Here is a 12,415-nt window from a genome sequence, read left to right as displayed (position 1 = left end):
CGTGTTCGGACGTCGCAAGAAGAGCGGTGCCGCCGAGGACGCGGCGAGCGAGGCCGAGCAGGTCGTCGACGGCATCGACAACGAGGATGCCGAGGACACTGAGGGCGCTGAGCCGCAGCGGGTGAGGCTGGAGCCGGAGCCGCGCCCCGACGGTCCCTGGGACGTCTCCGAGGTCCGTGAGCCCGGCGAGGGCCGGGTCGACCTGGGCGGCCTCTTCGTGCCCGGGGTCGAGGGCATGGAGCTGCGCGTGGAGGTCGCCGGCGACGCGATCGTCGCGGCCACCATCGTGCTCCAGGACAGCGCCGTGCAGCTGCAGGGCTTCGCCGCCCCCAAGCGCGAGGGCATCTGGGGCGAGGTCCGCGAGGAGATCGCCTCGGGGATCACCCAGCAGGGCGGTGTCATCGACGAGGTCGAGGGTCCGCTCGGCTGGGAGCTGCGCGCACAGGTGCCGGTGCAGCTGCCGGACGGCACGGGCGGCTTCCAGGTGGTCAGGTTCGTCGGTGTGGACGGGCCGCGCTGGTTCCTGCGCGGTGTGATCTCCGGGCAGGGGGCCGTGCAGCCGCAGGCCGCGGGCCTGCTCGAGCAGATCTTCCGGGACACCGTCGTGGTCCGCGGCGAGGGTCCCATGGCCCCGCGCGACCCGATCGTCCTCAAGCTGCCGGACGACGCGCAGATGGTGCCCGAGGGCGTCCAGCAGGAGGACCAGGAGACCTCGCGGTTCTCCGGTGGCATGGGCCAGCTCGCGCGCGGGCCGGAAATCACCGAAGTACGCTGACGATCCGGCCGTCGGCGCGTCCGGGCGCCTGACCGCGGGGCGCCGGACAGACGGTCCCGGTTGATCGGAAAAGTCGTGGGCCGATGGGCCGCACTCCCTTATAGGGGGTGCGGCCCATCGGTGTTTTTCCAGGTGGAAACGGAACGCGTAAGAGAGTCGTCAATGCGGCGCCTAAGCCCGTAAGGGAGGTGTCAACGGCGATCGAAACCCGCCAGCGAAGCGGTTTCCTCAACACGTCAGTAATTCCGAATCTCATCTAGGAGCACACGATGGCCGACGTGGCCTTCGTCGTCACCACGATCGCGGTCTTCGCGCTGGTGGCACTCGTTGCCAAGGGGGTGGCGAAGCTGTGACCGCCGAAAACATCGTCGGCCTCGTCGTGGCCGTCGCCCTGCTGGGCTATCTCGTCCTCGCCCTTGTGTTCCCGGAGAGGTTCTGAGTCAGTAAATGAGTCCCGTCCTCGCTGGTGTGCTCCAGCTGCTCGCGCTCGTCGCCGCACTGGCCCTCGCATACCGTCCCCTCGGCGACTACATGGCCGGCGTCTACTCCTCCGACAAGCACCTGCGCGTCGAGAAGTGGATCTACAAGGGCATCGGTGCGAACCCCAACACCGAAATGCGCTGGCCCGCCTATCTCCGCGGCGTGCTCGCCTTCTCCGCGATGAGCGTGCTGTTCCTGTACCTGCTGCAGCGGCTCCAGGGCTCGCTGCCCGGCTCGCTCGGCTTCCAGGCCATCGACCCGGACCAGGCGTTCAACACGGCGGCCTCGTTCGTGGCGAACACCAACTGGCAGTCGTACTCCGGCGAGCAGGCCATGGGCCACGTCGTGCAGACCGGTGGCCTCGCGGTGCAGAACTTCGTCTCAGCCGCCGTCGGCATCGCCGTCGCCGTGGCGCTGGTGCGCGGCTTCGCGCGCTCGCGCACCGGTGAGCTCGGCAACTTCTGGTCCGACCTGGTCCGCGGTGTCGTCCGCATCCTCATCCCGATCTCCGTCATCGGCGCGATCGTCCTGGTCGCCTGCGGCGCGATCCAGAACTTCTCCGGGATCCACGGCGTCGGCCAGTTCATGGGCGGCGAGCAGCAGTGGAACGGCGGCGCTGTCGCCTCGCAGGAGGTCATCAAGGAGCTGGGCACCAACGGCGGCGGTTACTTCAATGCCAACTCCGCCCACCCCTTCGAGAACCCGAACCCCCTCTCGAACCTCTTCGAGATCTTCCTGATCCTGGTCATCCCGTTCGCGCTGACCCGGACCTTCGGCAAGATGGTCGGTTCGGTCAAGCAGGGCTACGCGATCCTCGCCACGATGGCGACGATCTGGCTCGGCTTCGTCGCCCTGATGATGTGGACCGAGTTCCACCACGGCGGCCCGGCGTTCGACCTCGCGGGCGGCGCCATGGAAGGCAAGGAGACCCGCTTCGGCATCAGCGCCTCGGCGATCTTCTCGGTCTCCACGACGCTCACCTCGACCGGTGCGGTGAACTCCTTCCACTCCTCCAACACCGGCTTCGGCGGCGGCATCAACCTGCTCGGCATGCAGCTCGGCGAGATCGCGCCCGGTGGTGTCGGCTCCGGCCTCTACGGCATGCTCATCATGGCGATCATCGCGGTCTTCATCGCGGGTCTCATGGTCGGCCGTACGCCCGAGTACCTGGGCAAGAAGATCGGCACCCGCGAGATCAAGCTCGCGGCCTGCTACATCCTCGTCACGCCCGCGCTCGTCCTCGGCTTCACCAGCGCCTCGATGGCGATGGACACGCCGAAGAACTCGATGACCAACAGCGGTGCCCACGGCTTCTCCGAGATCCTGTACGCCTTCACCTCCGGCGCCAACAACAACGGCTCGGCCTTCGCGGGTCTGACCGCGGACACGCAGTGGTTCAACACCACGATCGGTCTCGCGATGCTGCTCGGCCGGTTCCTGCCGATGGTGTTCGTCCTCGCGCTCGCCGGTTCGCTCGCCGAGCAGAAGCCGATCCCGGCCACGGCGGGCACGCTCCGTACCGAGAAGCCCCTGTTCACGGGCCTGCTGGTCGGCACCATCATGATCATCACCGGTCTGACGTACTTCCCGGCGCTCGCGCTCGGGCCCCTCGCAGAGGGTCTCGCGTCATGACAACCGACACCAGGAAGCAAGAGGAGCCCGGCTCCATGACTCCCACGTCCCCTCCCTCCAGTGCCACTCCCACGCGGGCGCCGCACCAGGACGTGCCCACCGGGCACAAGCCCGAGGACGGCAAGGTCGGCGGTGGCCTGTTCGACCCCAAGCAGCTGCTGAAGTCGTTCCCGGACGCCATCAAGAAGCTCGACCCGCGGGTGATGGTCAAGTCGCCCGTCATGTTCGTCGTCCTCGTCGGCTCGGTGCTCACCACCGTCCTTGCCGTCAAGGACCCGGGCGACTGGTTCGGCTGGGCGATCGCCGCATGGCTGTGGCTGACCACGATCTTCGCGAACCTCGCGGAGGCCGTGGCCGAGGGCCGCGGCAAGGCCCAGGCCGACACCCTGCGCAAGGCCAAGACGGACACCGTCGCGCGTCGCCTCTCCCCGGACGGCAGGTCCGAGGAGCAGGTGCCCGGCACCGAGCTCAAGATCGGTGACCTGGTCGTCTGCGAGGCGGGCGACGTGATCCCCGGCGACGGTGACGTCGTCGAGGGCGTGGCGAGCGTCGACGAGTCGGCGATCACCGGTGAGTCGGCTCCGGTCATCCGTGAGTCCGGCGGTGACCGCTCGGCCGTCACCGGCGGTACGAAGGTCCTCTCCGACCGCGTCGTCATCAAGATCACGACGAAGCCCGGCGAGACGTTCATCGACCGGATGATCAACCTGGTCGAGGGCGCGGCCCGGCAGAAGACGCCCAACGAGATCGCGCTGAACATCCTGCTCGCCTCGCTGACCATCGTCTTCCTGCTCGCGGTCGTCACGCTGCAGCCGTTCGCGGTGTACGCGGGCGCCGAGCAGTCGATGATCGTGCTCGCCGCCCTGCTCGTCTGCCTGATCCCGACGACCATCGGCGCGCTGCTCTCCGCGATCGGCATCGCGGGCATGGACCGCCTGGTCCAGCGCAACGTCCTCGCGATGTCGGGCCGCGCGGTGGAAGCCGCCGGTGACGTCTCGACGCTGCTGCTCGACAAGACCGGCACCATCACCCTCGGCAACCGCCAGGCCTCCGAGTTCGTCCCGGTGCGCGGTACGACCGAGGCGGAGGTGGCGGACGCCGCCCAGCTGTCGTCGCTGGCCGACGAGACGCCCGAGGGCCGCTCCATCGTCGTGCTCGCCAAGGAGAAGTACGGCCTGCGCGAGCGCCACCAGGGCGAGCTGACCGGCGCCGAGTGGGTCGCTTTCACCGCCCAGACCCGCATGTCGGGTGTGGACGTGGACGGGCGCAAGGTCCGCAAGGGCGCGACCGGCTCGGTCGTCGCCTGGGTCGAGGAGCGCGGCGGCACCGTCACGCCCGAGGCGCAGGAGCTGACCGACACGATCTCGCAGGCGGGCGGCACGCCGCTGCTCGTGGCCCTGGAGGACACCGACGGCGCCCGCGTCCTGGGCGTCATCCACCTCAAGGACGTCGTCAAGGAGGGCATGCGGGAGCGGTTCGACGAGCTGCGCCGCATGGGCATCAAGACCGTCATGATCACGGGTGACAACCCGCTGACGGCCAAGGCGATCGCCGACGAGGCGGGCGTGGACGACTTCCTCGCGGAGGCCACGCCCGAGGACAAGATGGCGCTCATCAAGCGCGAGCAGGCCGGCGGCAAGCTCGTCGCGATGACGGGTGACGGCACCAACGATGCCCCGGCGCTCGCGCAGGCCGACGTCGGCGTGGCCATGAACACCGGTACCTCGGCCGCCAAGGAGGCCGGGAACATGGTGGACCTGGACTCCAACCCGACCAAGCTCATCGAGATCGTGGAGATCGGCAAGCAGCTCCTGATCACCCGTGGTGCCCTGACCACCTTCTCGATCGCCAACGACGTCGCGAAGTACTTCGCGATCATCCCGGCGATGTTCGCGGTGGTCTACCCGGGCCTGGACAAGCTCAACATCATGGACCTGTCCAGCCCCAAGTCCGCGATCCTGTCGGCCGTCATCTTCAACGCGCTGATCATCGTGGCCCTCGTACCGCTGGCCCTGAAGGGCGTGCAGTACCGGCCGATGAGCGCGGACCGGATGCTGCGGCGCAACCTGGGGATCTATGGTCTCGGCGGGCTCGTCGCCCCGTTCATCGGCATCAAGATCATCGACCTGCTCATCTCCCTCATCCCGGGCATTGGGTGACCTGACATGAACAACTCCGTAGGAAACACCGCCCGGTTGCTGGGCGCCGGGCTGCGCGCCCTGCTCGTCCTGACCGTCATCTGCGGCGTGATCTACCCGCTCGCCGTGACGGGAGTCGCCCAGGCTCTGTTCAACGACAAGGCCAACGGCTCCGAGATCAAGGACGGCGGCAAGGTCGTCGGCTCCGAGCTGATCGGACAGCGCTACGACCTGCCCCTGAAGAAGGGCCAGGAGACCCCGGAGCCGGACCTGAAGTGGTTCCAGCCCCGGCCGTCCAACGGGCTCGGCACGAACAGCGTGAACACGCAGTACAAGCTGATCCTGTCCGGCGCCACCAACCTGGCCGGCGACTCCGGGTCCAAGAAGACGAAGGACGGCAAGGAGGTCTGCGACCCCAAGGCCCAGGAGGGCCTGTGCGCCCAGGTCCTCGCCGCCCGGGACGCCGTCATCAAGGACAACCAGACGGCCGACTACAAGGTCAAGCCCTCGGACATCCCGGCGGAGGCCGTGACCTCCTCGGGCTCCGGCCTCGACCCGCACATCTCCCCGAAGTACGCCGACCTCCAGGCCCACCGCGTCGCGGACAGGAACGGTCTGGACGTCAAGCAGGTGGAGAAGCTGGTCGACGACCACACCGACGGGCGGATCCTCGGTTTCATGGGCGAGCCGCGCGTCAACGTCCTCAAGCTCAACATCGCGTTGAAGCACCTGGTGGCGGAGAAGGGCTGACCTTCCCGACGCCCTCAGGCCCTCCGCGGTCCGGTTCGCCGGACCGCGGAGGGCCTTACGCATGCCGTTCCGCCGCCCGATTCCCGTCCGCTTCCCACCTCCTTCAAGCCTTGACGGAAGTCAGGTCCGTACCTATGGTCACCGTTCAACACGCGTGTTCAGACAGGCACTTGAGGTTCACATACACGAACGGATGGCCTCTTCATGGCGCCCACCCCCACACCCGTACGCCACCGCCGCAGACCACGCCCGGCCCTCCTCGCGACCGCGGCCACCGCGGTGGCCGCCCTCGCCGCCACCCTGCTCGCCTGGCCCGGCGCCGACCGCGCCGACGCGGCCCCCGCCACCTTCGCGCACCCCGGAGTGACCGTATCCAAGGGGCAGTTGGACTTCACCCGCGAGAAGGTGAACGCGGGCGCCCAGCCCTGGAAGGGCGCCTACGACCAGATGATGGGGAGCAAGTACGCCTCCCTCTCGCGCACCCCCAAGCCCCGCGCGATCGTCGAGTGCGGCTCGTACTCCAACCCCAACCACGGCTGCACCGACGAGCGCGAGGACGCGATAGCCGCGTACACCACCGCCCTCGCCTGGTACCTCACCCGCGACGAGCGGTACGCGAAGAAGTCGATCGAGCTGATGGACGCCTGGTCCGGCACCATCAAGGACCACACCAACAGCAACGCCCCGCTCCAGACCGGCTGGGCCGGCTCCTCCTGGCCCAAGGCCGCGGAGATCATCAAGCACACGTACACGGGAACCTGGGCGAACTCCGGGCGCTTCGCGACCATGCTGCGCACCGTCTACCTCCCGAAGATCATCAACGGCTCGAACTCCAACGGCAACTGGGAGCTGTCGATGATGGAGGCCGCGATCGGCATCTCCGTCTTCCTGGAGGACAAGGCGTCGTACGACAAGGCCATGGCGAAGTTCCGCACGCGCACCGCCGCCTACGTCTATCTGCCCTCCGACGGCGCGCTGCCCAAGACCGTGCCGAGCCAGAACCTCAACACCCGCGAGAAGATCGTCAAGTACTGGCAGGGTCAGGGCACCTTCGTCGCCGGGCTCACCCAGGAGACCTGCCGCGACTTCACGCACACCGGCTACGGCATCTCCGCCATCGCCCACGTCGCCGAGACCAGCCGCATCCAGGGCCAGGACCTGTACGGCACGGACGTCGGCGAGCGGCTCCAGCACGCGCTCGGCTTCCAGGCCAAGTACGAGCTGGGCGAGGCGCCGCCCGGATGGCTGTGCGGCGGCTCCGTGCACCGCGGCCTCGGGCCGGTCACAGAGGTCGGCTACAACGCCCTGCACAACCGGCTCGGCGTGCCCATGGCCAACACTCAGCGGCTCACCGAGCGGAACCGTCCGGCCGGGTCCAACAACCTCTTCGTGGCCTGGGAGACGCTGACGCACGGGGACAATCCGCGCTGATCCGCGCTGATCCGTGTGGCTCGGGGGCGCTCCGCTCGCCGGGGCGGCCCCGAGTGCTGCCCGGGGCGGCCGAAAGTGGCGACTTTCGCCCCGCACCGGACGCGCTGGAGGGCATCAGGGTTGTGTCAAGGAGCCTCAGGAAGGTCGGCCTCATCCGATTTGCCGTAATTATTGGCCGTAAGGTCGACGCTGCGTACACAGCAGTTTCAGGAAGACAATGAGGCCATGGCACGCGGCAAGCTACGGATCTACCTCGGTGCGGCACCGGGCGTCGGCAAGACGTACGCCATGCTCGCCGAGGCGCACCGTCGTATCGAGCGGGGCACCGACTGCGTAGTGGCCTTCGTGGAGCACCACAACCGTCCGCGCACGGAAGTGATGCTGCACGGCCTGGAGCAGGTCGCCCGCAAGGAGCTGGAGTACCGCGGGTCGCAGTTCACCGAGATGGACGTCGACGCCGTGCTGCGCCGTGCCCCCGCCGTCGCCCTGGTGGACGAGCTGCCGCACACCAACGTGCCCGGCTCGCGCAACGCCAAGCGCTGGCAGGACGTCGAGGAACTGCTCACGGCCGGCATCGATGTCATATCGACCGTCAACATCCAGCACCTGGAGTCCCTCGGCGACGTCGTCGAGTCGATCACCGGCGTCCGGCAGCGCGAGACGGTGCCGGACGAGGTGGTGCGCCGGGCGGACCAGATCGAGCTGGTCGACATGTCGCCCCAGGCGCTGCGCCGCCGGATGGCGCACGGCAACATCTACAAGGCCGACAAGGTCGACGCGGCCCTGTCCAACTACTTCCGCCCCGGAAACCTCACCGCCCTGCGCGAGCTGGCGCTCCTGTGGGTGGCCGACCGGGTCGACGAATACCTCCAGCAGTACCGCGGCGAGCACAACATCCGCTCCACCTGGCAGGCCCGCGAGCGCATCGTCGTCGGCCTCACCGGCGGACCCGAGGGCCGCACCCTCATCCGCCGCGCCGCCCGCATGGCCGCCAAGGGCTCGGGCAGCGAGATCCTCGCCGTCTACATCGCCCGCAGCGACGGCCTCACCGCGGCCTCGCCGAAGGAGCTGGCCGTCCAGAGGACCCTCGTGGAGGACCTTGGCGGAACCTTTCATCACGTCATCGGCGACGACATCCCGGCGGCCCTGCTCGCATTCGCGCGCGGCGTCAACGCCACCCAGATCGTCCTCGGCTCCTCGCGCCGCAAGTCCTGGCAGTACATCTTCGGGCCCGGCGTCGGCGCCACCGTCGCCCGCGAGTCCGGGCCCGACCTGGACGTGCACATCGTCACGCACGGCGAGGTGGCCAAGGGGCGCGGGCTGCCCGTGGCGCGCGGCGCCCGGCTCGGGCGGTCCCGGATCATCTGGGGCTGGCTGGTCGGCATCGTCGGCCCCGCGCTCCTGACGCTGCTGCTCACCAACGTCGACGCGGACCTCGGTCTCGCCAACGACATGCTGCTGTTCCTGACGCTCACGGTGGCGGCGGCCCTGCTCGGCGGTCTCGTCCCGTCCCTGGCGTCGGCGGCGTTCGGCTCCCTGCTCCTGAACTACTTCTTCACCCCGCCGGTGCACCAGTGGACGATCTCCGACGCGAAGAACATCGTCGCGATCGTCGTCTTCGTGTCCGTGGCGATCTCCGTGGCCTCTGTCGTGGACCTCGCCGCGCGCCGCACCCACCAGGCGGCACGGCTGCGCGCCGAGTCCGAGATCCTCTCCCACCTCGCGGGCAGCGTCCTGCGCGGCGAGAACAGCCTGGAATCGCTCCTGGAGACCGTCCGCGAGACCTTCGCCATGGAGTCCGTGGCCCTGCTCGAACGCGAGAGCGACGTGGCGCCGTGGACCTGCGCGGGCAGCGTCGGCGCCCGCGCCCACGTCGGCCGCCCCGAGGACGCCGACGTGGACGTGCCGGTCGGCGACCACATGGCGCTCGCCCTGAGCGGCCGCGTCCTGCCCGCCGAGGACCGCCGCGTCCTCGCCGCGTTCGCCGCGCAGGCCGCCGTCGTCCTGGACCGCCAGCGCCTGCAGACCGAGGCCGACCAGGCCCGCACCCTCGCCGAGGGCAACCGCATCCGCACCGCCTTGCTCGCCGCCGTCAGCCACGACCTGCGCACCCCGCTCGCCGGCATCAAGGCGTCCGTGACCTCACTGCGCTCCGAGGACGTGGAGTGGTCCGAGGAGGACCAGGCCGAGCTGCTCGCGGGCATCGAGGCGGGCGCCGACCGCCTGGACCACCTGGTGGGCAACCTCCTGGACATGTCCCGGCTGCAGACCGGCACGGTCGCCCCGCTGATCCGCGAGATCGACCTCGACGAGGTGGTCCCGATGGCCCTCGGCGGCGTCCCCGACGGCAGCGTCGTCCTCGACATCCCCGAGGACCTGCCCATGGTCGCCGTCGACAAGGGACTCCTGGAGCGCGCGGTCGCCAACATCGTGGAGAACGCCGTCAAGTACGCGCCCGACGAAGAACCCGTGTTCGTCTCGGCGAGCGCCCTCGGCGACCGCGTGGAACTGCGGGTCGTCGACCGGGGACCCGGGGTACCCGATGACGCCAAGGACCGCATCTTCGAGCCGTTCCAACGCTACGGTGACGCTCCACGCGGAAGCGGCGTCGGCCTCGGCCTCGCGGTCGCCCGCGGCTTCGTGGAATCGATGGGGGGAACCCTCGACGCGGAGGACACTCCTGGTGGCGGCCTCACGATGGTGCTCACACTGAAGGCGGCGGCCGGACGACCGCCCGTCGTGCCGGACCTCTCCGCGCAGATGACCTCGTGACCGCCACCGAACGCCCCGTACGTGGCACCGAAAGCCGCGTCAGCGGCGCTGACAAGCCCGAAAGGCAGGTAGGAATGACCCGGGTGCTCGTGGTCGACGACGAGCCGCAGATCGTACGCGCCCTCGTGATCAATCTGAAGGCACGCAAGTACGAGGTGGACGCGGCACCGGACGGCGCCACCGCCCTCCAGCTCGCCGCCGCCCGCCACCCCGACGTGATCGTGCTCGACCTCGGTCTGCCCGACATGGACGGCGTGGAGGTGATCAAGGGGCTGCGCGGCTGGACGCGCGTGCCCATCCTGGTCCTCTCGGCCCGGCACAGCTCGGACGAGAAGGTCGAGGCCCTGGACGCCGGCGCCGACGACTACGTGACCAAGCCCTTCGGCATGGACGAGCTCCTGGCCCGGCTGCGCGCCGCCGTCCGCCGCGCGGAGCCCACCGGCGCCGGTGAGGACGACGTGATGGTCGACACCGAGGACTTCACCGTCGACCTGGCCGCGAAGAAGGTCAACCGCGACGGCCGCGACGTACGCCTGACCCCCACGGAGTGGCACCTCCTGGAGGTCCTGGTGCGCAACGCGGGCCGTCTCGTCAGCCAGAAGCAGCTCCTGCAGGAGGTGTGGGGCCCCTCGTACGGCACGGAGACGAACTACCTCCGCGTCTACATGGCCCAGCTGCGCCGCAAGCTGGAGGCGGACCCGGCGCACCCCCGGCACTTCATCACGGAGCCCGGAATGGGATACCGGTTCGAGCGGTAGCGCGACCTGGGTGCGTGCGCGTCGGGGCGTGGCAGGGCGGGGCGCGGCGGGGGGAGGGGTGGCCGGGATTCGCCCTGCGGAGGCTTGGCGCCCGCCCCGGGCGGGCATCAGCACAGGTGAGCGCACCCATTGCGGGGGCGCTGGTGGCCACCGGTACGCTTCGGGTATGAGTGCTGTTCCTGGTTCTGCCCCTGGATCCGGCAAGCCGGCAGGCCGCTTCCGGCGCATGCTCGACCGGCTGTCGTCCTCCCAGGAGGACCTGGAGTCACAGGAGCTGCGCGAGGACGCCGAGACGGCCGGGTGTACGCGCATCGGTGACTGCCACGACCGCGAGATAGTCACCGTTACTGGTACGTTGCGCACGGTCACCCTGCGGCCCCGCGCCGGCGTCCCCGCCCTGGAGGCGGAGCTGTTCGACGGCTCCGCCGCGCTCGACGTGGTGTGGCTCGGCCGGCGCTCCATCGTGGGGATCGAGCCGGGGCGGCGCCTGATCGCGTCGGGGCGGATCTCCATAGACCGCGGCCGCAGAGTGCTCTTCAACCCCAAGTACGAACTCAGACCGCTCGGACGGGAGTAACCGGTGACGTCAGTCGACAAGCCGACCGACCAGGCCGTGGGCGACCGCCCGCAGGACGCTCAGGCCGCGCGCGCGGCCCAGGACGCCGAGACCAGGGCGCTCACCCAGGCCGCGCTGTTCGACGCGTTCGGCGGCATCCGCGGCACGGTCGAGACGATGGTGCCGGGCCTGCTGTTCGTGTTGATCTACACGATCAACAAGGACCTGCACCTGTCGGCCATCGCGGCCCTCGCCGTGGCGCTGATCCTCGTCGTGGTCCGCCTGGTCCGCCGGGACACGGTCAAGCACGCCTTCAGCGGTGTCTTCGGCGTCGCCTTCGGCGTGGCCTTCGCCATGTTCACGGGCAACGCCAAGGACTTCTATCTGCCCGGCATGATCTACGGCACCGGGCTCGGCGCCGCCTTCTTCCTCTCCGCGCTCGTCGGCTATCCGCTGCTCGGGCTGCTGCTCGGTCCCGTCTTCCGCGAGAACCTCTCCTGGCGCACCCGCAATCCTGGCCGCAAGAAGGCGTACACGAAGGCGTCGCTGGCCTGGGGTCTGATCTTCCTCGCCAAGTACGCCATCCTCTTCCCGCTCTACTGGTGGGCCGACACCGAGCAGCTCGGCTGGGTCCTGATCGCCCTCAAGCTGCCGCCGATGGTCCTCGCCGTCTACTTCACCTGGGTCTTCCTGGCGAAGGCGCCGCCTCCGATCGACGTCTTCGCGGAGATGGAGGCCGAGGAGAAGGCCGAGGCGGAGCGAAAGGCCGCGGAGCGGCAGCGCCAGGCCTAGGGCCTTCGCGGGGCGCCCCAGGCCCGCCCCTTCACCGATCCCGGGGCTCTGCCCCTGGACCCCGGGGGTGGGTGTCCCGTTGCCGTGGGACGGGGGCACCGTCGATCGGCGCTCCGCGCCTCGTCCTCAAACGCCGGACGGGCTGAAACGACTTCGCCGAGGCAGGCTGTGCGTCCCACCCGGGCCGAAGCCCTGGCGGGGGCGGGCGGGTGGGAGAAAGCCCGTCCGGCGATTGAGGACGAGCGCGGAGCGCGAAACGGGGGTGACCCGTTCGGGGCTGAGGGTGCCGGGCTTTCGGGCAGGCCCGGGACAAGTTTGGGCGGGTGGGTGG

10 protein-coding genes are annotated in these 12,415 nt (G+C 69.6%); all 10 read left to right on the top strand.

Features of this window, described 5'->3' with window-relative positions; all coding sequences use genetic code 11:
- The first annotated feature begins 1 nt into the window (after nucleotide 1).
- The 10 genes from OO63_RS37295 (at nucleotide 2) to OO63_RS37250 (ending at nucleotide 12,084) form a co-directional block, all read left to right on the top strand.
- Complete coding sequence (locus OO63_RS37295) at nucleotides 2–775, top strand: DUF3710 domain-containing protein (protein ID WP_030357321.1); 774 nt, start codon at nucleotides 2–4, stop codon at nucleotides 773–775.
- Between the two features lie 349 nt (nucleotides 776–1,124).
- Nucleotides 1,125–1,214: a K(+)-transporting ATPase subunit F gene (kdpF, locus tag OO63_RS42995; protein WP_033264828.1), complete on the top strand. Its 90-nt coding sequence runs from the start codon at nucleotides 1,125–1,127 to the stop codon at nucleotides 1,212–1,214.
- A gap of 8 nt (nucleotides 1,215–1,222) precedes the next feature.
- Complete coding sequence (kdpA, locus tag OO63_RS37285; protein WP_030357320.1) at nucleotides 1,223–2,887, top strand: potassium-transporting ATPase subunit KdpA; 1,665 nt, start codon at nucleotides 1,223–1,225, stop codon at nucleotides 2,885–2,887.
- A complete protein-coding gene (gene kdpB / locus OO63_RS37280) occupies nucleotides 2,884–5,046 on the top strand; it encodes a potassium-transporting ATPase subunit KdpB (protein WP_030357319.1) in 2,163 nt (720 codons plus the stop codon). Before kdpA ends, kdpB begins: the two co-directional genes overlap by 4 nt.
- Before the next feature lie 6 nt (nucleotides 5,047–5,052).
- Nucleotides 5,053–5,775 carry a potassium-transporting ATPase subunit C gene (locus OO63_RS37275; RefSeq protein WP_030357318.1) on the top strand — a complete coding sequence of 241 codons (723 nt, stop codon included), beginning with the start codon at nucleotides 5,053–5,055 and terminating at the stop codon, nucleotides 5,773–5,775.
- A gap of 204 nt (nucleotides 5,776–5,979) precedes the next feature.
- Nucleotides 5,980–7,206 (top strand): alginate lyase family protein, encoded by a 1,227-nt coding sequence (locus tag OO63_RS37270; protein WP_030357317.1) that lies wholly within the window; start codon nucleotides 5,980–5,982, stop codon nucleotides 7,204–7,206.
- Between the two features lie 225 nt (nucleotides 7,207–7,431).
- Nucleotides 7,432–9,978 (top strand): sensor histidine kinase, encoded by a 2,547-nt coding sequence (locus tag OO63_RS37265; RefSeq protein ID WP_030357316.1) that lies wholly within the window; start codon nucleotides 7,432–7,434, stop codon nucleotides 9,976–9,978.
- Nucleotides 9,979–10,052: 74 nt separating this feature from the next.
- Nucleotides 10,053–10,736 (top strand): response regulator, encoded by a 684-nt coding sequence (locus OO63_RS37260; RefSeq protein WP_030357315.1) that lies wholly within the window; start codon nucleotides 10,053–10,055, stop codon nucleotides 10,734–10,736.
- Nucleotides 10,737–10,902: 166 nt separating this feature from the next.
- Nucleotides 10,903–11,313 carry an OB-fold nucleic acid binding domain-containing protein gene (locus OO63_RS37255; RefSeq protein ID WP_078619604.1) on the top strand — a complete coding sequence of 137 codons (411 nt, stop codon included), beginning with the start codon at nucleotides 10,903–10,905 and terminating at the stop codon, nucleotides 11,311–11,313.
- 3 nt (nucleotides 11,314–11,316) lie between these two features.
- Nucleotides 11,317–12,084: a DUF3159 domain-containing protein gene (locus OO63_RS37250; protein ID WP_030357313.1), complete on the top strand. Its 768-nt coding sequence runs from the start codon at nucleotides 11,317–11,319 to the stop codon at nucleotides 12,082–12,084.
- The last annotated feature ends 331 nt before the right edge of the window (nucleotides 12,085–12,415 follow it).

Source organism: Streptomyces alboflavus (genome assembly GCF_000716675.1).
GTDB classification, from domain to species: domain Bacteria; phylum Actinomycetota; class Actinomycetes; order Streptomycetales; family Streptomycetaceae; genus Streptomyces; species Streptomyces alboflavus.
The sequence above is the reverse complement of the archived record's forward strand: the minus strand, read 5'-3'. Positions and strand labels throughout refer to the sequence as shown.

Coding starts and splice junctions, on each gene's coding strand:
- OO63_RS37255 (WP_078619604.1), top strand. CDS start 10,903: ATGAGTGCTGTTCCTGGTTCTGCCCCTGGATCCGGCAAGCCGGCAGGC.
- kdpA (WP_030357320.1), top strand. CDS start 1,223: ATGAGTCCCGTCCTCGCTGGTGTGCTCCAGCTGCTCGCGCTCGTCGCC.
- OO63_RS37275 (WP_030357318.1), top strand. CDS start 5,053: ATGAACAACTCCGTAGGAAACACCGCCCGGTTGCTGGGCGCCGGGCTG.
- OO63_RS37270 (WP_030357317.1), top strand. CDS start 5,980: ATGGCGCCCACCCCCACACCCGTACGCCACCGCCGCAGACCACGCCCG.
- kdpB (WP_030357319.1), top strand. CDS start 2,884: ATGACAACCGACACCAGGAAGCAAGAGGAGCCCGGCTCCATGACTCCC.
- OO63_RS37265 (WP_030357316.1), top strand. CDS start 7,432: ATGGCACGCGGCAAGCTACGGATCTACCTCGGTGCGGCACCGGGCGTC.
- OO63_RS37260 (WP_030357315.1), top strand. CDS start 10,053: ATGACCCGGGTGCTCGTGGTCGACGACGAGCCGCAGATCGTACGCGCC.